Annotated in this window: 17 protein-coding genes and 1 pseudogene; 8 read left to right on the top strand and 10 right to left on the bottom strand. The window is 63.6% G+C overall.

What is annotated here, in order from left to right:
• Positions 1-15 precede the first annotated feature (15 nt).
• Complete coding sequence (locus IPK66_09955; protein ID MBK8175559.1) at positions 16-600, bottom strand: TIGR00730 family Rossman fold protein; 585 nt, start codon at positions 598-600, stop codon at positions 16-18.
• 235 nt (positions 601-835) lie between these two features.
• Between IPK66_09955 and IPK66_09950 the strand changes: the two genes are divergently transcribed.
• A complete protein-coding gene (locus IPK66_09950; protein MBK8175558.1) occupies positions 836-1,291 on the top strand; it encodes a cytochrome c in 456 nt (151 codons plus the stop codon).
• Positions 1,292-1,360: 69 nt separating this feature from the next.
• Here the strand turns inward: IPK66_09950 and IPK66_09945 are convergent, their stop codons facing one another.
• The 4 genes from IPK66_09945 to IPK66_09930 form a co-directional block, all read right to left on the bottom strand.
• Positions 1,361-2,110: a cytochrome b/b6 domain-containing protein gene (locus IPK66_09945; GenBank protein ID MBK8175557.1), complete on the bottom strand. Its 750-nt coding sequence runs from the start codon at positions 2,108-2,110 to the stop codon at positions 1,361-1,363.
• An 87-nt stretch (positions 2,111-2,197) separates the two neighbouring features.
• Positions 2,198-4,135 carry an ATP-dependent zinc metalloprotease FtsH gene (ftsH, locus tag IPK66_09940; GenBank protein ID MBK8175556.1) on the bottom strand — a complete coding sequence of 646 codons (1,938 nt, stop codon included), beginning with the start codon at positions 4,133-4,135 and terminating at the stop codon, positions 2,198-2,200.
• Positions 4,136-4,280: 145 nt separating this feature from the next.
• On the bottom strand, positions 4,281-4,832 hold the full coding sequence (locus tag IPK66_09935; protein MBK8175555.1) for a carboxymuconolactone decarboxylase family protein: 552 nt from the start codon (positions 4,830-4,832) through the stop codon (positions 4,281-4,283).
• A 123-nt stretch (positions 4,833-4,955) separates the two neighbouring features.
• A complete protein-coding gene (locus IPK66_09930; protein MBK8175554.1) occupies positions 4,956-5,495 on the bottom strand; it encodes a peroxiredoxin in 540 nt (179 codons plus the stop codon).
• A gap of 422 nt (positions 5,496-5,917) precedes the next feature.
• Here IPK66_09930 and IPK66_09925 point away from each other — a divergent pair, with 422 nt between their 5' ends.
• Genes IPK66_09925 through IPK66_09915 form a run of 3 tightly spaced genes read left to right on the top strand, consistent with a single transcriptional unit; the run spans position 5,918 to position 7,829 of the window.
• The gene (locus tag IPK66_09925; GenBank protein ID MBK8175553.1) at positions 5,918-6,481 is read left to right on the top strand and encodes a carbon monoxide dehydrogenase subunit G; all 564 of its coding nucleotides are present in this window, start codon (positions 5,918-5,920) and stop codon (positions 6,479-6,481) included.
• 37 nt (positions 6,482-6,518) lie between these two features.
• Entirely contained in the window at positions 6,519-7,016 is a 498-nt protein-coding gene (locus IPK66_09920) for a (2Fe-2S)-binding protein (protein ID MBK8175552.1), read from the top strand.
• Positions 7,017-7,031: 15 nt separating this feature from the next.
• Positions 7,032-7,829 (top strand): FAD binding domain-containing protein, encoded by a 798-nt coding sequence (locus tag IPK66_09915; protein ID MBK8175551.1) that lies wholly within the window; start codon positions 7,032-7,034, stop codon positions 7,827-7,829.
• A 58-nt stretch (positions 7,830-7,887) separates the two neighbouring features.
• Here the strand turns inward: IPK66_09915 and IPK66_09910 are convergent, their stop codons facing one another.
• Complete coding sequence (locus IPK66_09910) at positions 7,888-8,313, bottom strand: hypothetical protein (GenBank protein MBK8175550.1); 426 nt, start codon at positions 8,311-8,313, stop codon at positions 7,888-7,890.
• 280 nt (positions 8,314-8,593) lie between these two features.
• Between IPK66_09910 and IPK66_09905 the strand changes: the two genes are divergently transcribed.
• Both IPK66_09905 and cydB read left to right on the top strand, forming a co-directional pair.
• Positions 8,594-10,024, top strand: a complete 1,431-nt coding sequence (locus IPK66_09905) for a cytochrome ubiquinol oxidase subunit I (protein ID MBK8175549.1) — start codon at positions 8,594-8,596, stop codon at positions 10,022-10,024.
• The gene (gene cydB / locus IPK66_09900; GenBank protein ID MBK8175548.1) at positions 10,017-11,015 is read left to right on the top strand and encodes a cytochrome d ubiquinol oxidase subunit II; all 999 of its coding nucleotides are present in this window, start codon (positions 10,017-10,019) and stop codon (positions 11,013-11,015) included. The genes IPK66_09905 and cydB overlap by 8 nt, the downstream gene beginning before the upstream one ends.
• On the opposite strand, the pseudogene IPK66_09895 reads toward cydB, so the two are convergent.
• The 3 genes and pseudogenes from IPK66_09895 to IPK66_09885 all read right to left on the bottom strand — a co-directional run bounded on the left by IPK66_09895 (position 11,012) and on the right by IPK66_09885 (position 13,734).
• Positions 11,012-12,723: pseudogene (locus IPK66_09895) on the bottom strand (molybdopterin-binding/glycosyltransferase family 2 protein). The gene cydB and the pseudogene IPK66_09895 overlap by 4 nt on opposite strands.
• Complete coding sequence (locus IPK66_09890; protein MBK8175547.1) at positions 12,713-13,417, bottom strand: XdhC family protein; 705 nt, start codon at positions 13,415-13,417, stop codon at positions 12,713-12,715. Before IPK66_09890 ends, IPK66_09895 begins: the two are co-directional and overlap by 11 nt.
• Positions 13,414-13,734 (bottom strand): XdhC family protein, encoded by a 321-nt coding sequence (locus tag IPK66_09885; protein MBK8175546.1) that lies wholly within the window; start codon positions 13,732-13,734, stop codon positions 13,414-13,416. The genes IPK66_09890 and IPK66_09885 overlap by 4 nt, the downstream gene beginning before the upstream one ends.
• A 512-nt stretch (positions 13,735-14,246) precedes the next feature.
• On the opposite strand from IPK66_09885, the gene IPK66_09880 reads away from it, so the two are divergent.
• Together IPK66_09880 and IPK66_09875 are read left to right on the top strand one after the other, a co-directional pair.
• Positions 14,247-15,257, top strand: coding sequence for a YeiH family putative sulfate export transporter (locus tag IPK66_09880; protein ID MBK8175545.1), 1,011 nt, complete (start codon positions 14,247-14,249; stop codon positions 15,255-15,257).
• A gap of 10 nt (positions 15,258-15,267) precedes the next feature.
• Positions 15,268-16,155, top strand: a complete 888-nt coding sequence (locus tag IPK66_09875) for a LysR family transcriptional regulator (protein ID MBK8175544.1) — start codon at positions 15,268-15,270, stop codon at positions 16,153-16,155.
• 134 nt (positions 16,156-16,289) lie between these two features.
• On the opposite strand, the gene IPK66_09870 is transcribed toward IPK66_09875, so the two are convergent.
• Positions 16,290-18,329 carry an alpha-1,4-glucan--maltose-1-phosphate maltosyltransferase gene (locus IPK66_09870; protein MBK8175543.1) on the bottom strand — a complete coding sequence of 680 codons (2,040 nt, stop codon included), beginning with the start codon at positions 18,327-18,329 and terminating at the stop codon, positions 16,290-16,292.
• Positions 18,330-18,349: the final 20 nt, after the last annotated feature.

The raw sequence follows: 18,349 nt of genomic DNA, 5'->3' as shown, positions 1-18,349 counted from the left end.
GTCATGATGAGCCGCTTAAAGCTGGTTCGAAAGCGCTTCCTCGCGCGACGGCGGCGCGCTTGCCAGAACGTCAAAAACCTGTTCCGGAGTTTCGACGACAGAGATCAGGTCGGCGACGGCCGCAGCGGCGAATCCGCCGGAAATCGTGGCGGCGATCAGCGCGGAGAGAGGCGCCCAGTAGCCGTTGACGTCGAGCACGATGATCGGCGCCTGATGGAGGCGGAGTTGCTTCCAGGTGATGATCTCGAAGGTCTCGTCAAGCGTGCCGAGCCCTCCGGGAAGCACGACAAAGGCGTCCGCCATATCGAACATGCGACGCTTGCGGTCGTGCATGCTGGAGGTGACGACGAGCTCGGTCAACCGCCGATGCCCGATCTCCGAGCGAATCAGAAACTTCGGGATCACGCCCACCACTTCGCCGCCAGCGTTGATGACGGCATCGGCAATCGTGCCCATGAGCCCGATGGAACCGCCGCCGTAGACAAGCCGCACGCCACGTTCCGCTAGCAACGTTCCCAGGCGGATGGCCGCCGCCCGATGGGCCGGGTCGGTACCTTCTCGCGATCCGCAGAGCACGCACAGAGAGCGGATATCCGTCATCGCCTCACCCGTCCTTCGCGCCCGCCGACGCCAATGCCATCACGGTGACGGCAGAGTAAGCGATTGTGGCGGTCACTGATACCGAAAGCGTCGACAGCGGTGTGCCCGACTTCAAGATCAGGTGTATCCGACCACATGCAGTTGTGTCCACCCCGCGCGGTCGCGTACGTATGACGCAACCTGCGCGGCATCCTCGTCGTCGCGCCCGGACGCCACCTTGAAACAGGACTGGACGATGACCCATTCAGCATCTTGGACGACCCGCATCGTGATTGCCTGCGGGTGCGCCCTCGTCTCGAGCGCAGCCTTCGCCGATCAGGCCAAGATCGATTACCGTAAGTCGGTCATGGAAGCGATTGGCGGCCACACCTCGGCGCTTGCCGCGATTATCCGGGGAAACGTTCCTTACACCGAAGATGCATCGGTGCACGCCAAGGCCATCGCGCCACTGGCAAAGCTCAGCACCCATATCTTCCCCGAAGATTCGAAAACCGGAAAGACGGAAGCGCTTGCGGCGATCTGGGAAAAACCGGACGCGTTCAAGAAGGCGATGGACTCCTTCCAGGAGGCCGCCGACAAGCTCGCTCTGGCTGCTGACGATGAGCCGAAAGTTCTCGCCGCGGCGCTGGGCGGCCTCGGCAAGACGTGCAAGGGCTGCCACGATGACTTCCGCGAGAAAGACAAGGATTAACCTTAAGGCGCGAAGCGGTGTTGGCGAAGCCCTTTGCTGTCCGGTCGCGAGGTCCAATGCTTCGCGCGCTCAGTAGGTGACGACGAACCAGACCGCGATCGCGGCGACGATCAGCACTACGACCGCCCGCCAGATCGATACGAACGGTGTATCGTCATCGGCCGCAAGCCCACCGCCAACGGGCTTGCGGCCGTTCAGCATCGGGCGAATCAAATTTTCCTTTTTGACCAGCAGGTAGCCCATAACCGCCGCGAGATGCGCCGCAATCAGGACATAGAGCACGTTGGCGTTGACTTCATGCATGGTCGTCAAAACGTTGCTTGTCGCTTGCGAGACGTATTTGACCAGTGGCCCCTTGGTGAAAATGTCGGCCTGCTCGAACAGTCCGGTGACGGCCTGGACGGCAAGGCTTGCTAACAGCGCCAGCACCGATAAGGCGCCCAGCGGATTGTGTCCTACCGCTGGTCGATGGGCGGACCGCAGCTCCCGCAGATAAGCGAGAATGGTGCCCGGGCGACGGACGAAATCGGCAAACCGTGACCTTGGGCTGCCGATAACACCCCATACCACCCGGAAGGTGACGAGGGCGAGAATTGCGTATCCCGACAGTTTATGCAGGTCCATTTCCCGCAGACCGCCGACGTTGCCGGTATAAAAGCTGAAGGCGATGAGGAGCACCAGACTCCAGTGGAACACCCGCGTCGGAATGTCCCAGACACGGATGACCTTCGCCGTCGCCATCGTTTTGCCCGTCGTAATCACATTGGACGTACGAGCTTCGCCGGTGGTGCGAACCGGCGCCGTTCCGTTTCCTGCCATGACAGTCCCTTGATGCATCACTGACGCGTCATCTGTGCGAAGGAGCCAGCCGTTGGGCATCTCCCGCGCTGCCGTGCCGCACCTGCACTACCCCTGCGGCTGAAAACCAGGAACGCTGCCCCCCGACGGGTGAGCTCCCCCTGGCCGTTTCGCCGTCGATCCTCCCGTCGGTACCGAGCTCCGCCGGCCCGGAGGACCTCCAGAGTCCGACGGATCGCTGCGATCGATGGGTTCGCCGCGAAGGATACGCGCGGCTTCGTCGCCCGATAGGGTTTCGTATTCGAGGAGAGCCCGGGCGAGCACGTTCAGGTCGTCGATCCGCTCGCTCAAAACGGTGCGCGCCGTCGCCTCCGCGTGCTCGATGATGCGATGCACCTCGGAATCGATCAGCCGCGAGGTGTCTTCGGAGACGTTATGCGTGCGGGTGATCGAGCGGCCGAGAAAAATCTCCTCCTCGTTATCGCTGTAGCGCAAGCGGCCAAGTACATCGCTCATTCCCCACTCGGTCACCATCCGCCGCGCCATATCGGTCGCCTGGTGGATGTCGTTGGCGGCACCGGTGGTGACGTTGGCGACGCCGAAGATCAACTGCTCGGCCACCCGCCCGCCGAACATCATCGCAAGGCGCGCCTCGATTTCCGACTTGCGGAACGTGTAGCGGTCGCGCTCGGGCAGATTCATCGTCACCCCCAGCGCCCGCCCACGCGGAATGATCGTCACCTTGTGCAATGGATCATTGCCCGGCACGTAAAGTCCGACGAGGGCATGGCCGGCCTCATGGTAAGCCGTCAGCTCCTTTTCGTGTTCGGTCATCACCATCGAGCGGCGCTCGGCGCCCATTAGCACTTTGTCCTTCGCCGCCTCGAGGTCCGCCATCGTGACCAAACGACGATTGGCGCGCGCCGCCAGCAACGCCGCCTCATTGACCAGGTTGGCGAGATCGGCGCCGGAAAAGCCCGGCGTGCCGCGGGCAATGACCCGAGCCTCCACGTTCGGAGCAATCGGCACCTTGCGCAGATGCACCTTGAGAATCTGCTCGCGGCCGAGGATATCCGGGTTCGGCACCACGACCTGACGGTCAAACCGGCCGGGACGCAGCAGCGCCGGGTCGAGCACGTCGGGCCGGTTGGTCGCGGCGATCAGAATCACCCCCTCGTTGGCCTCGAAGCCGTCCATCTCGACCAGCAACTGGTTGAGGGTCTGCTCGCGCTCGTCATGACCACCGCCAAGACCCGTTCCGCGGTGACGACCGACGGCGTCGATTTCATCGATGAAGACGATACAGGGCGCGTTACGCTTAGCCTGCTCGAACATATCGCGCACGCGCGAGGCGCCGACGCCCACGAACATCTCGACAAAATCGGAGCCGGAGATGGTGAAGAACGGCACGTTTGCCTCGCCGGCGATGGCGCGGGCGAGCAAGGTCTTGCCCGTTCCTGGCGGTCCGATCAGCAGGCAGCCCTTGGGGATTTTGCCGCCGAGGCGCTGGAATTTGTGTGGATCTCGCAGAAACTCGACGATCTCCTCGAGTTCCTGCTTCGCCTCGTCAATGCCAGCGACATCGGCGAAGGTTACGCGCTTTTGGTCCTGTTGCATCAAGCGGGCACGGCTTTTGCCGAAGCCGAGCACACCGCCTGGCCCGCCCTGCATCCGCCGCATGAAGTAGACCCATACGCCGATCAGCAGCAGCACCGGGAACGACGAAATCAGCAGCGACATCAAAAAGCTTGGCTGGGGCGGCGGCGATGCCTGGATGCGCACGCCCTTTTCGGTCAGTGCCGGCACGATGTCGGCGCCATCCGGCACGTACACCCGGACCGCCCGCCCGTCCTGCATTGTCCCCAGAACCTCCTGACCACGGATAGTCACGCCGACAACCTGCCCCTGGCCGACGCTGGCCAGGAAATCCGAATAGGATATTTGCGAATCGGAAGCGCTCTCGGACGATTCGCGCGTCTGGGCGAACAGACCGATCAGGACGATACCGACCAGAATCCAAAGGATCGTATTGCCTTGTATCTTCATCGTGCTCGCGTCCAACCCGTCGTGTGCGTGCCCGTCATGCGGTTAGCCGTCCTGCGTGCCCGGTGTGTTTCTCCCGCCGCCACCGCCGGCGGGCCGACCACCGGCGGGGCCATGGCGAACCATGTGATCCACGGTAGCGATCGCCTCAAGCCGCGGCGACCGCAAGGTTCGCTGCCACGGCTTCGCCTTCTAGTGTAACAGCCACGGCGTGAACCACAGCAGCAATCCTGACCGCCGCTTGAACCTGCTCGACGCTGAGGCCCGCCTTGCGCAATTCGTGTTCGTGCGCCTCCAGGCACATACCACAGCCGTTGATCGCCGAGACCGCCAGTGACCACAGCTCGAAATCGACCTTTTCAACTCCGGGACGGCCGATGATGTTCATCCGCAGCTTTGCGGGAAGCGTCTTGTAATCCTTCGCCTCGACCAAGTGCACGAAGCGATAATAGATATTGTTCATCGCCATGATCGCCGCTGCCGCTTTCGCCGCACCCAGTGCCGCTTCGCTCATCTTCGGGGCGAATTCGCTCAGGATCGCTTCGATAACGACGGGGTTGCGCGCGGCGAGCGCCGAGGCGACAAAGGTTCCCGCCCGCTTCTGCTCATCGAGCGCGACCTCGGTTGCCAGCGCCGACAGGTTGAGCTTGAGATCCTTGGCGTACTCCGGCAGGGCATTTTTCAATGATTCAATCGACATCTTGCGTCTTCTCCGCGGTCTTGGTGGGGGGCGGCCGGAAAGAGGTAATTCCCGGCGGTAGTCGGGGGGAGTAAACGGCGGGGGCGAGCGCCGGAACCGTGCCGGCGCCCTGCTTCACCGTGGTTACGCCACCTTGAGTACGTCGTCGCCCTTCTGCCAATTACACGGACAAAGCTCGTCGGTCTGCAGCGCATCCAGAACCCGCAGCACTTCTTGCGGATTGCGGCCGACGCTGAGATCATTGACAGACACGAAGCGGATCACGCCTTCGGGATCGACGATGAAGGTCGCACGCAGGCAGACACCCTCCGACTTGTCGAGGATGCCGAGCGCCTCGCTGAGTTCACGCTTGATATCGGCGAGCATCGGAAACGGCAGATCTTTCAGGTCGGCATGGTTCTGCCGCCATGCCAGATGGACGAATTCACTGTCGGTCGAGGCACCGTAGACGACCGTATCCCGGTCGTCGAACTCGCCGTTGATCTTGCCAAACGCGGCAATCTCCGTCGGGCACACGAAAGTGAAATCCTTCGGCCAAAAGAATATAACTTTCCACTTCCCCGGATTTGACTTTTCGGATAGCTCGGTGAAGGCAGTCCTTGGATCAAGGGAAACCACAGCCTTCAGGTCGAATTCAGGAAATTTGTCACCAATCGTTAACATAATCTACCTCTTCAACATGTTTCCGCCGTCAGCGGCAGCCCTGATATAGGAGATCTGTAAAATCGATGCACTCAAATAATTCCGCATGTTTCCATCGAAAATTTCGATTTGTCAGCTTTCCGCGCCACTGCCGCAGCGCTATCATCGGAACCGCATTGCCGGCACCGCACCAGCGGGATCCCCGTCCGCGCGGGGAACGGCGAACACTCCTCGCGCGTCGGACATGTGGCATCCTCCCGGCGGCCCGCGGGCACGATCTAAGCTTGAGCCCTGTGCCCGATATCGGCAGCGCGCGCGGCCTGTTCAATCCTCCTTGCCACTTATCCAATGGCGAGGTGTCTTGTCTGTTCCTCCCGCAGCCGATTAGGATCAGCGAGCAAGTCTAAGGCGCGACATCAAACAAGACGAACGGGAGACAAGTCATGCAGATGTCTGCGCAGCGACGACTGCCCGCTGGCCGCGCAACTGTTTGGACCGCACTCAACGACCTCGAAACGCTGCGGGAGAGCATTCCCGGCTGCGAGAAACTGGCGTGGACGGGAGACGACCGCCTCGCCGCCGAGGTAACGACGAAGGTCGGCCCAATCCAGGCCCGTTTTCGCGGCACGCTGGTCCTGAGCGAGCAAGACCCGCCAAGCCGACTTCGCCTGACCGGCGAGGGTCAGGGTGGATCGGCCGGCTTCGCTACGGGTTCGGCGTTGATCAGTCTCGATCCCGATGGCGAAGACGGAGAAGAGACGATGCTGTCCTATGTCGTTGAGGCGACGGTGGGCGGAAAGCTCGCGCAAGTCGGCGCCCGACTGATCGATGCCGCCGCCGCGCGACTCGCCGATCAGTTCTTCGACCGTTTCACCGCGATCATCGCCGCCTCCCCGTCGCCGCCGCAGACCGAGGACCACCTGCGCCGTGGCCTGGGACCGGCGCTGTGGGTACCGGCGCTGATCGTAGCCGTACTGGCCATGGTCTACTTTTTTGGACGGTCATAAACCGCACCGTCCCTGCGCGCGAAAAGGATGAATACCGATGATCGATGTCAGTCTGACGATCAACGGAGCGCCGGTCCGCCATGTGGTCGAACCGAACATGCTCCTTGTCGATTTCCTGCGCGAGCATCTGGGCCTGACCGGCACGCACGTCGGATGCGATACCAGTCAGTGTGGCGCGTGCGTCGTGCATGTGGATGGGCGCAGCATCAAGTCGTGCTCGATGCTCGTCGTTCAGGCGGATGGCTGCTCCGTCCTCACCGTCGAAGGACTGGCGCATGACGGCGTCCTGCACCCCCTCCAGCAAGCGTTTCACCGCCACCACGCGCTGCAATGCGGCTTTTGCACACCGGGAATGCTGATGAGCGCGCTTGACCTCCTGCAACGCACACAATCGCCCAGCGATGCGGAAATCCATGACGCCCTCGAGGGAAACTTCTGCCGGTGCACCGGCTACGTTAATATCGTCGATGCCATCCGCTCCGCTGGCGAAGCGCCATGTCCGCCCGGGTCCGGCGTGAGCGGCGGCGCCGATTGATCGAAAGGCGGCGACATGCGCGAGTTCGAATACGTGCGTGCGGCATCGCTGGGTGAGGCGGTGGAGGCGTTCCGCACCTCCGGCGACGCGGTCTATCTCGCCGGCGGCATGACGCTTATTCCGACGCTCAAGCAACGCTTCGCATCGCCTGCGCGGTTGATCGACTTATCCCGTATCGAGCGGTTACGAAGCGGGGTGAGGCTGGAGGGCGCCGAACTGGTCGTCGGCGCGATGACGACGCACGATGCCGTCGCGCGATCTTCCGAGGTCGCGCGGAGCATTCCGGCGCTCGCCAGCCTCGCCGCCAGCATCGGCGACGCGCAGGTGCGTAATCGCGGCACTCTCGGCGGCGCGCTGGCCAATAACGACCCGGCGGCCGACTATGCCGCCGCCGCGCTGGCACTCGGCGCCACCATCGTCACCGACCGCAGGCGCATCCCCGCCGATGCCTTTTTCGTCGCGCTGTTCGAAACCGCCCTGGAGTGTGACGAAATCATCGTCGAGGTCTCCTTTCCCGTCGCCGACAGAGCGGGCTATGCGAAGTTCCGCCAGCCGGCGTCGCGATACGCGCTTGTCGGCGTCATGGTGGCGAAAACGTACGCGGACGTGCGGGTGGCCGTGTGCGCAGCGAGTCCCTGCGTCTTCCGCGCGGCGGAGCTGGAATCGGCCCTGTCGGAGTCGTTCTCGACCGCTTCAATCGCGCGCGTCCCGATTCTGGCAAACGGACTGCTGTCCGACGCCCACGGCTCCAGCTCCTATCGCGCCCACCTCATCGGCGTCATGGCCGCGCGCGCGGTAGCGGCGGCGCGCTAGCCGCTTGCCAAGGCGCCGAGAACCGACCGCACCGTGGCCGAATGCGAGGATAAGTTGTCTAGTGCTGCATTGCCTGCTTGCGGGCGAAACGGTCGAGGGCGATCTGGCGATCTTCCGGCGATAGACGATTCACCAGCGTGTCGTATTCGGATCGGCAGGTCGATCCGGCGTTTTTGTATAACTGGACGACCTGGCTGTCGACGTATGAGGAACCGAGTTCACACACCGACTTGTCGTCCACCTGCCTCTGATAATAGCTTTCGGCCCTCTGAAGCGCGCCCTTACACGTCGATTCGGAATTCCGTGCCCAGGGATTGTCCGACATCACTTTGAATTCATCCGAGTAAAGAACAACGTCTTTCCGCACAGAACCTGCAATTTTATCAATTCTCTTAAGACAATCAAGGTCTGCGGCACTCAAATATCCATTCGGAACAAAACAAATAAGCATCCCCAGCAACCAAAGAACCCGGTTTCTTTTCATCGGCGCATACTCCTGAGCGATCGCCGCGCATGATACAATGCGAGTTTGTCAGGCTGTTCCGCGGCTGGCAATTGGAAGATGGATTTAAACCCGTAAATACGCCTTGTTCGCGTCAACCGCTTCGCGCTACAACGGCGCCATGTTCGGCGCACCGGCCAAACGGGACCGCTGGATCATGACGAATCGGCTGGTTCCGCTGCAGCGGTGCGTCGCGCGGCGGCCAATGATTCGCGAAACGTTTCAGGAGCAGAGGTTTAACGCGAACAGTTAAGGAAGAGTGATGGAATTGGACCCGGTAACGCTGTCCCGCATTCAGTTCGCCTTCACCATCTCCTTTCACATCATCTTCCCCGCCTTCACCATCGGACTCGCCGCATGGCTGGCAACCCTCGAGGGACTGTCGCTCGCCACCGGGCGAGCCGTCTACCGGCAGCTCTTCAATTTCTGGCTGAAGGTGTTCGCCGTCGCCTTTGGCATGGGCGTTGTCTCCGGTGTGGTCATGGCGTTTCAGTTCGGTACCAACTGGAGTGTGCTCGCCGACCGCACCGGGCCGATCCAGGGCCCGCTCCTCGGTTACGAGACCTACACTGCCTTCCTGCTCGAGGCCTCGTTCCTCGGCGTTGTGCTGTTCGGACGCGAGCGTGTTCCCGCGTGGGCGTATTTCACCTCCTGCTGCCTCGTCGCCGTGGGCACGACGTTTTCGGCCTTCTGGATCATGACCAACAATACCTGGATGCAGGTGCCCTTGGGCTACGAGATGGAAAATGGTCGTTACGCCGCCGCCGACTGGTGGACGATCACCACCAATTCTGTGCTGTGGGTCCGCTTCCTCCACATGCTGCTCGGCGCCTATCTGACGACCGCGTTCTGCATTGCCGCGACCGGGGCGTGGTACCGCTTGCGCGCCATCCACGGCGATGCGGCGAAGACCATGCTCACCATGGGGCTTGGCCTGGCCGCCGTCCTCGTGCCGGTTCAGATGGCCTTCGGCCACCTGAACGGCGACTATACGGCGAAGTATCAGCCGTCGAAATTCACCGCCATCGAGGCGCGCTGGCAGACGGAGCAGCCAGCGCGGCTGATCCTCTTCGCCTGGCCCGATCCCGAGAACGAGCGCAACCTTTACGAGATCTCCGTCCCTTGGCTCGGCAGCTTCGTCGATACCGGCAGTTTTACTTCCGAAGAGCCGGGGATCGTGACGATCCCGCGCGACCTGCGCCCGCCGATCGCCATTCCGTTTTTCGCCTTCCGCATCATGGTCGGGCTCGGCCTGCTCATGCTGGGCCTTGCCTGGATGGGCATGATCTTTGCCCGGCAACGCTGGGAGAGCACACCTTCGTGGTTCTTATGGACGACCTTTCTTAGCTTTCCGTCCGGGTTCATCGCCGTCTTGACGGGATGGTTCACCGCCGAGGTCGGACGCCAGCCCTGGGTCGTCTTCGGGCTATTGAAGACGGCTGACGCGGTCACGCCGTCGCTCGGTACCAGCGAAGCATGGATCTCGCTGATCGCCTTTGTCAGCGTCTATGGGCTGATCTTTTCCGCCGGAACGTTCTACATCTATCGGCTGCTGCGAGAGGGACCGGAATCCCCGCCTGCGCCGACAAAGGGCGTAACCGCCCTGCGTCCGATGGCCGCAAGTGGTCCGAGCCCGGCGGCGATGCCCGCCCATGCCCCGTCCGGCCAGGCAGGAGGGCACCACGATGACTGAGCATCTGCCCCAGGTCTGGGCCCTGTTGATCGCCTTCGCCATTATGCTTTACGTCATGCTCGACGGCTTCGACCTCGGCATCGGCATCCTGTTCGGAACGACCCGCGAGGAGGATTTCCGCCGGTCGATGATGGATGCCATCGCGCCCGTGTGGGATGGCAACGAGACGTGGCTGGTCTATGTCGGCGCCAGCCTCTACGGCGGTTTCCCGCTCGTCTATGCCATCTTGCTGCCGGCCTTTTATCTGCCGATTACCTTGCTGCTGATTGCCCTCATCCTGCGCGGGGTCGCCTTCGAGTTCCGCTATAAAACCGAACGAATGCGCTGGGTGTGGGACCTGGGCTTCGCCGGAGGATCCCTGATCGCCGCGTTCGTGCAGGGCGCGGCCGTCGGCGCCATCGTCGAAGGACTGCCGATCGAGGGCGGGCGCTTCGTCGGCGGACCGTTCGACTGGGTCTCACCGTTCGCCGTCGCCTGCGGTATCGGCCTTGTCCTCGGCTACACGCTGATCGGCGCCGGATGGGTGGTGATGAAAACGGAAGGGCCGCTGCGCGACTGGGCCTACAACCGCATCATCCCGCTGAGCGCCTGCCTGCTCGCCTTCCTCGCCATCGCCTTCGGCTACGCTCTCACCGCGGATCTGCGGGTCATGGGCCGATGGTTCGATCGTCCATGGCTGCTCGTCTTTCCGATCCTCGGCCTGTGCGCGATGGCGGGGCTGCTCGCAGGCGTCCGCCGGCGCCTTGACTGGGCGCCGTTTACCGCCGTGGTCGTCGTATTTCTCACCGCCTTCGGCACGATGGCGGCAAGCTTCTGGCCGTACATGATCCCCTTCTCGGTCACGATCGATGAGGCCGCGGCTCCGGTCTCGTCACTGCGCTTCTTATTCTACGGCGGCGGAACCGTGGTCCTGCCGATCATTCTCGCCTATACGATTACCGTCTACTGGATCTTTCGCGGCAAGGTGCGTGACGGCGCCGGCTACCACTAACCGCCGTCGCCGTCCCCACCTTGCCAGCCGCCACCCAGGCGCCTGGGATCGAATCGGGCCAGATCTGCGGGTTCGTCGAGATCGATCAGCACCGCCTCGTCATCCATGGCGACGCTGAGCACACTGGCGGCGTAGCGATCGAGCAGCAACCGCCCGCCGACATCACCGTCGAGACTGGCGAGCTCGGCAAAATAGCGCCGCGCCCACAACACCGGATTTCCCCGCCGGCCGCGCCACGTCGGCACGCAGATCGCATCATCGCCGCCGTTCGCCGCCGCGGCGATCAGGCGATCGATATGCGCAGCGCGCACGTCTGGCATGTCGGCGAGCAGGAAGATCGCGCGCCCGGTGTCGACCGGCAGCACCGCAAGACCGGCGCGGATCGAGGTACTGAGACCCCTGCGGTAGTCGCGGTTCTCGACGATGATGACCCCCCGCCCAGCCACGGCTTCGCGGACGCCCGTTGCGTCGTGCCCGACGACAACGATGACCGGGCAGGCACGCGAGGCCAGCGCCGCATCGACCGCGTGCACCGCCAGCGGCCGGCCGTCGATCTCGATGAGCATCTTGCCGCCGGGGCGCATGCGCGCACCGAGGCCGGCGGCGAGCACGATGGCGGAAGTCCTGGTAATTTCCCCCGGCATCATCGGTAAACCATCAGTGTCGGGCCATCAGTTTTGGACCATCAGCGATGATTCGGGGCGGCGCGGTTGCGCGGTGCCGGTCGGCCGGCGATCTCGCCAAGCAGCCCGCCCACGCCCATCCGCATGATATCCTCGCGTCCGACTTCGATTCCGGCGAGCAGCCGCTGCAGCACCCAATCGAAGCCGTTGAGCTTCGGCGAACGGGCACAGCCGGGCAGGCCGATTACGGTCGTTGCGTCAAGACGGGCGAGCATCAGCAGGTTGCCGGGATCGACCGGCATGCCGAAATGGACGATGGTTCCCCCCAGCGCCTCGATCGCCACCGGCACGACATCGCGCCGGTCGACCGTCGCCGCCGCACCCAACACCAGAATCGGATCAAGGCCGGCATCTTGCTGGCTGGCGATCGCTGCCGCCACTTCGGCCTGAGCGTGTTCGACGATGCACGTCTGCGCCAGCGCACTACCGAACGCGGCGAGGCGGGCGCGTGCCGTCTGTTCGGTCTTGCCCAGCACGCTCACCTTCGTCTCCGCCAGCCGCGTCTGCACCAGCCCGACGCGATGCATGCGAAACGGCGCGACATGCAGCACGGCGGGTCCCTCGTCGGCAATGGCGCAGCACGTGCCGACCGCCGCCCCGGACACGGCGAAGGGAATGATCTTCACCGTTGCCAGCATCTGCTGCGGGCGAACGACGCAGAACTCGGCGAGGGTGGCGAGGGTGATCGCTTCATCGACGCGATTGATCCGATGCACGCGGGTCGCGTCGATCACCAGCAGCCCGAACGCAGTGGATAGCAGGTTCGCCCGCCCGGTCGCCGCTGGTTGAACGAACACCTGCGCGCCGGCCGCGGCGGCGGCGAGCTGGGCCGCGGCCATGTCCTCCATCAGATCTCCGGGAGCGAGCCTGGCGACCATCACGTCATGCCGGCCGGCCTGCGCCAGCAACGCCACGTCCGCCTCGCTCAGGACCCGGCCCTTGCTCAGGGCAAATCCAGGACCGCGGACCCCGTGCGCCAGGACTCCGCCCGCGGCCTGCGCGAGCGAAACTTTCTCAAGTATCATGCCTCCCCCGCCGGACCTGAGTGATCTCGGCGAGGATGGATACCGCAATCTCGGCCGGGGTGCGAGCGCCGATGGAAAGGCCAATGGGCCCGTGGATACGAGTGAGTTCTTCATCCCCGACGCCGGCGTTGCGCAGCCGGACAAGCCTTGCCGCATGGGTCTTGCGGCTGCCAAGACAGCCGATATAAAAGGCCGGCGTACTCAGGGCGACAAGTAATGCGGCATCATCGAGTTTCGGGTCGTGCGTCAAGGTCACGACGGCGGTTCGCGCGTCCGGATTGAGGTCCTTGATTGCCTCATCGGGCCACGCATCGACGACGACAAAGTCGCGGAACTGTTCGCGCGCGGCGAACGCGCGGCGCGGATCGATCAGGGTGATCGCATATCCGGCCGAGCCTGCCATGCGAACCAGCGGCTCGGCGATGTGGACGGCGCCGACGACGATCAGCCGTGGCGCCGGGTTGAAAACATGCAAGAACACCCTGTCAGCGGCGGATTGGTAAATCCGGCTCTGGTCAACCGCAAGCGACCGCTGCGCTTCGCCAACCACATCCTGGCTGAACGCAGCGGCAAGCGATCCTTCGCCTTCGGGCTTTACCAGCATCTGCTCGCCATCAGACAACCGGGTTACCAGAACCGCCGGCGAGCCCCCGCGTCGCGCACGCAGGAGGGTAGCGAGAAGATCACGTTTCATTCGAGCGGTTCGACAAAAAGTTCAATACGGCCACCGCAGGCTAGGCCAACCTCCCACGCCATCTGGTTGGTCACACCGAATTCGACGATGCGCGGTCGTCCTTCGGCGAGCACGGCGAGCGCATCTTCGATCACCGCCGCTTCGATACAGCCACCGGAAACCGAGCCGATGAAATAGCCGGTTTCATCGACGACGAGCTGGCTGCCGACGGGACGGGGCGCCGATCCCCAGGTCGCGATGACCGTGGCGATGGCGACCTTGCGCCCCTCGTCATGCCACCGCGCCGCTTCGCCGAGAATGTCCTCGAAATCAGTCATCAAAAAACTTGTACCTTGAATCGCCGGAACACACCACCGCACGCCCGCCCATCGGCCGACGACGATACAACGCGCGTCGCGCGTCCAAGTTCGATGAACGGCAAAGGACGAGCCCGGCCGACCCCTCGGACCCCGTCCAACCTTGTGTCCCGCCGTTTCGCGCGGCTGCTCTGGCGCGGCAAAGCGGCCAGACGCAAAAGGGCTCGCCTTCGCGTCGGCGCGGCCCTTTTAAGTCATGTAACGCCTCCAACCCCTGGCCGCCAGCGCTTTTCACCCCACGGGAAGGCCCGCAAGGCGGGTCCGGCGCCAATGACGCGTGAGGCAATGCCGAACCACCCTAATCATTCGATTTAACAGAATGAATTAAGCAATATAATGAGTTTGATCGATTGGTTACCTGTCGTCACCATTGCGGTGTGACACAGGAGCACGCGATGAACGCAGCCGTCCGCACACCAGACACACTGAGCGAGCCCGTTCCCTTCCGCGACCAGCCATCCCGGCATCGCGCGATGCCAGCCTCCAAGTTGCGACCTGCTTTTGAACTCTTGCCGGGGCTGACGGTGAGCGCGGTCATCGCCGGAGCCGGCTTCGCCTTGCGCACCCTGCCCGGGGTTTCGACATTCAGCCCGATGATCCTTGCGATCGTCATCGGCATCGCTGTCCGCACCGTCCTCGGCTCTCCGGCGTGGGCCAAGCCCGGCATCGTTTTCGCCCTGCGCCGGGTCCTGCGGTTGGCGATTATCCTTTTGGGATTGCAGCTAACACTGGAGCAGGTGAACTCTGTCGGCGTACAGGGGGTTGCCCTGATCGCCGCAACCCTCATTGCCACGTTCGTATTCACCACCTGGCTCGGTCGAAGGCTTGGTGTCGAGCGCGGACTGACCGAGCTGATTGCCGCCGGCACCTCGATCTGCGGCGCCTCGGCAGTGATCGCGACGAACACGGTGACCGGCGCGCACGACGAGGACGTCGCCTACGCGGTCGGATGCGTGACCGTCTTCGGATCGATCGCCATGTTCGCCTATCCCCTGCTGGTTGATCTCATGCATCTCTCCCCGCAGGGCTACGGCCTGTGGGCGGGCGCATCGATCCACGAGATCGCCCAGGTCGTTGCCGCGGGCTTCCAGGACGGCCGCGAGGCCGGCGAATACGCGACTATCGCCAAACTGTCGCGGGTGATGATGCTGGCCCCGGTGATGATCACCTTGAGCGCCATGGCTCGGCGGAAATCGCGGCGGAGCGGTGAGGAGCGCGGCCATTCCCGCGCGGCGATGCCGTGGTTCGTCCTCGGCTTCATCGCCCTTGTCGGGATCAACAGCGCCGTTGCTCTTCCCCTCGAGCTGAAAAGCACGGCCGCGGTGGTGACGACCGTCCTGTTGTCGATGGCGCTCGCGGCAATGGGGCTGGAGACCGACGTCCGCAAGCTCCGCGCCAAGGGTCCGCGCCCGCTGATCCTCGGCCTCGCTGCCTTCTTGTTCATTGCCGGATTCAGCCTGATGCTGGTGCGGGTGACGATGTAACGGAGCGAGCATGACCCTCGAGCAATTGAGAATTTTCGTCGCCGTCGCGGAACGCGAGCACGTCACCCAGGCGGCGCACCATCTTAACCTCACCCAGTCGGCGACGAGCGCCGCCGTCAGCGCGCTGGAGCACCGCTATCAGGCGAAGCTGTTCGATCGGGTCGGCCGGCGGATCGCCTTGACCGCCGCCGGACGCCTGTTTCTCAGCGAAGCCCGCGCCGTTCTGGTGCGGGCTGCATCCGCCGAGACGGTTTTAGCCGACCTCGCTGGTTTAAGGCGCGGCACCCTCGCCCTCACCGCGAGCCAGACCGTGGCCAATTACTGGCTGCCGCCGCTCATGCATCGCTTTCGCGCCCGCCATGGAGGAATCAGCATGACCTTGCGCATCGGCAACACCGAGTCCGTCACCAGCTGGGTTCATGAAGGATTGGTCGATGCCGGTTTCATCGAAGGCGCGATCAACGATCCAGCGCTCGATTGCGAGCCCGTTGCCGACGATGAACTTGCACTGGTCGTCAGCCCCGAGCACGCCTGGACGCGGGAGCCGCCGGCATCCGAGCGCGACTTCGCGAAGACGCGCTGGGTTCTCCGTGAGCCGGGATCGGGAACGCGCGCCATCGCCGAGGAGGTTCTGGCAAGCCGGGGCGTTTCGCTGTCAGCGGCCGACATCGCCCTTGAGCTACCGTCCAATGAAGCGGTCCGTTCCGCCGTCGAAGCCGGAGCCGGCGCGACGGTGATCTCTCAGCTCGTCGTCGCCGGATCGCTCAAGGCGATGTCCCTCGCCAGGATCGCGGTCGCAATGCCGACTCGCCAATTCGTGATGATCCGGCGCAAGGACCGATATCTCACCCACGCCGAAGTCGCATTCCGCGACCTCGTCCGCGGAGCCGCCGCATAGACTGGCCGGGCAAACCGGCCGCGTAGACTGACCCGGATAAGCCCTGAGGCCGCTCTGCTGCGTCCGGCGGCCTCGCTCTCCATGCTGCGCCGGTCCGGCGCAGCATGGCAGGAAGCGGTCCCCGCCGTTCGGGCTCAGTAGCAGGGGCTGCGGTAGTCGACTTTTTCCCACGAGCCAATGCGATAGATCTCGACTGGATTGACCTCGGGGTCGAGCTTCACCCCCTGCTTGGCACTGCGCCACAGGTGCTTGCGGCCGGTCAGCAGTTCCTCCACCTGGAAGGTATCGCCGGTCTTCAGGCCCATCGCCTCCAGCGGCAGTTCGAGTTCGGCGACGTGGCTGTCGAATGGATCGAGATTGACGACGACGAACACGATGTTCGAGCCGTCGGGCGTCATCTTGCCGTAGAACAGGATGTTGTCGTCATCGGCGGGATAAAAACGCAGGTTGTCGAGCTCGTGCAGTGCCGGATTCTCGCGGCGGATGTGGTTAATCCGGGTGATGAACGCCTTGATATTGCCGGGCCGGTCCCAGTCCCAGACCTTGTAGTCATACTTCTCCGAGTGCAGGAACTCTTCCTTGCCCGGGATCGGCGTCGCCTCGCACAGCTCGAAGCCGTTATAGATGCCATAGACGGTCGACAGCGTCGATGCCAGCGCGAAACGGACCATGTGCGCCGGGCGGCCGCCAGTCTGCAGGTACGGCGGGTTGATGTCCGGTGTCGACGGAAAGAAGTTCGGGCGCATGAAGTCCTTGACCGGCGAGGTGGTCAGCTCGGTCAGGTATTCAATGATCTCGCTCTTGAAGTTGCGCCAGGTGAAATACGTATACGACTGGGTATAACCGACCTTGCCCAGCATCTGCATCATCGGTGGCCGGGTAAAGGCCTCGGCGAGGAAGATTACTTCGGGATCGACAGCGTGCACCTCGCGGATCACCCATTCCCAGAATGGCACCGGCTTGGTGTGCGGATTATCGACGCGGAAGATCTTCACCCCCTGCTCGACCCAGAACAGGAAGGTGGAGAGCAGCTCGTTCCACAGCGCTTCCTGGTGCGGTCCGTAGAAATTGACGTTGACGATATCCTGATACTTCTTCGGCGGATTCTCGGCGTACTTGATAGTGCCGTCCGGCCGGAAGATGAACCACTCGGGATGCTCCTTGATCCACGGATGATCCGGCGCGCACTGAATGGCGAAGTCGAGCGCCACCTCCATGCCCTGGGCGTGGCAGGCGCGCACGAAGCGGCGGAAGTCCGACAAGGTGCCGAGATCCGGATGGACCGCCTTGTGACCGCCTTCGTCCGAGCCGATCGCGTAAGGACTGCCGGGATCGTCGGGACCGGCGTTCAGCGTGTTGTCCGGCCCCTTGCGGTGGAGGCGGCCGATCGGATGGATGGGCACGAAGTAGATAACGTCGAAGCCCATCTCCTTGATCTCGGGCAGCCGCTCCTCGCAATCGGCGAAGGTCGCGCTCTTGCCCGGCACCGTTCCCTGCGAGCGATGGAACATCTCGTACCAGGCGGCGAAGCGTGCCTCGATCCGGTCAACAAAGACCTCAAGCTCACGGTCGTAGCGGATGGCCTGCTTGCGGTCAGGCCAGCGTTGCATGGCGGCGCGGACATGGTCCGCCAGCATCAGCCGCGGGCGTCGCTCATCATCGGCCTTGTCAAAGGCGATGAGGAGCGATTCCAGCATCTCGGCATCGTCGCCGCTCGCCCTCGCCGCGGTCTCGGTGACCAGCGCCCGGCCCTCGAGCAGTTCGAGCGCCACCACCTGGTCGGCACCGAGTTTCTTTTCCAGCTCCTCCGCCCAGGTCTCGTAATGGTCCGTCCATGCCTCGACGGTATAGACGTACGTTGTATTGGCGGTGAGGCGGATGCTGCCTTCCCACAGGTCGAGGCCGGGATTGACCAGCGTCATCGGCATCTCGCGCCAGGTGGTCTCGTCGGCGCGCCGCCACAAGATCACTGCGGCGAGCTTGACGTGCCCGTCACGGAAGACGCGGGCCGAGACGTTCAGGTCGTCACCGACCTCGCGCTTCACCGGCCAGCGGCCGCCGTCGATCTGTGGTTCGACCTTCTCGATAACGATCGAGCGGCTTTTGAGGCCGGCCGCCAGACTGGCCGGCCGGGCACCGACGCCCGTCCGTTCCTCTGTGCTCACGCTGTTCATCGCCCCTCCTCCGGTCACCC

This window comes from Rhodospirillales bacterium (assembly GCA_016712595.1).
In the GTDB taxonomy this organism is placed as follows: domain Bacteria; phylum Pseudomonadota; class Alphaproteobacteria; order Rhodospirillales; family Defluviicoccaceae; genus Defluviicoccus.
Note: the sequence above shows the minus strand (reverse complement) of the source record. Positions and strands in the feature narration are given on the sequence as shown.

Bases quoted from the DNA above. Each gene is read 5' to 3' on its own strand.
- IPK66_09925 (MBK8175553.1), top strand. From the start codon at position 5,918: ATGCAGATGTCTGCGCAGCGACGACTGCCCGCTGGCCGCGCAACTGTT.
- IPK66_09890 (MBK8175547.1), bottom strand. From the start codon at position 13,417: ATGAAACGTGATCTTCTCGCTACCCTCCTGCGTGCGCGACGCGGGGGC.
- IPK66_09910 (MBK8175550.1), bottom strand. From the start codon at position 8,313: ATGAAAAGAAACCGGGTTCTTTGGTTGCTGGGGATGCTTATTTGTTTT.
- IPK66_09950 (MBK8175558.1), top strand. From the start codon at position 836: ATGACCCATTCAGCATCTTGGACGACCCGCATCGTGATTGCCTGCGGG.
- IPK66_09945 (MBK8175557.1), bottom strand. From the start codon at position 2,110: ATGGCAGGAAACGGAACGGCGCCGGTTCGCACCACCGGCGAAGCTCGT.
- IPK66_09935 (MBK8175555.1), bottom strand. From the start codon at position 4,832: ATGTCGATTGAATCATTGAAAAATGCCCTGCCGGAGTACGCCAAGGAT.
- IPK66_09915 (MBK8175551.1), top strand. From the start codon at position 7,032: ATGCGCGAGTTCGAATACGTGCGTGCGGCATCGCTGGGTGAGGCGGTG.
- IPK66_09875 (MBK8175544.1), top strand. From the start codon at position 15,268: ATGACCCTCGAGCAATTGAGAATTTTCGTCGCCGTCGCGGAACGCGAG.
- IPK66_09885 (MBK8175546.1), bottom strand. From the start codon at position 13,734: ATGACTGATTTCGAGGACATTCTCGGCGAAGCGGCGCGGTGGCATGAC.
- IPK66_09920 (MBK8175552.1), top strand. From the start codon at position 6,519: ATGATCGATGTCAGTCTGACGATCAACGGAGCGCCGGTCCGCCATGTG.
- IPK66_09870 (MBK8175543.1), bottom strand. From the start codon at position 18,329: ATGAACAGCGTGAGCACAGAGGAACGGACGGGCGTCGGTGCCCGGCCG.
- cydB (MBK8175548.1), top strand. From the start codon at position 10,017: ATGACTGAGCATCTGCCCCAGGTCTGGGCCCTGTTGATCGCCTTCGCC.
- IPK66_09955 (MBK8175559.1), bottom strand. From the start codon at position 600: ATGACGGATATCCGCTCTCTGTGCGTGCTCTGCGGATCGCGAGAAGGT.
- ftsH (MBK8175556.1), bottom strand. From the start codon at position 4,135: ATGAAGATACAAGGCAATACGATCCTTTGGATTCTGGTCGGTATCGTC.
- IPK66_09905 (MBK8175549.1), top strand. From the start codon at position 8,594: ATGGAATTGGACCCGGTAACGCTGTCCCGCATTCAGTTCGCCTTCACC.
- IPK66_09880 (MBK8175545.1), top strand. From the start codon at position 14,247: ATGCCAGCCTCCAAGTTGCGACCTGCTTTTGAACTCTTGCCGGGGCTG.
- IPK66_09930 (MBK8175554.1), bottom strand. From the start codon at position 5,495: ATGTTAACGATTGGTGACAAATTTCCTGAATTCGACCTGAAGGCTGTG.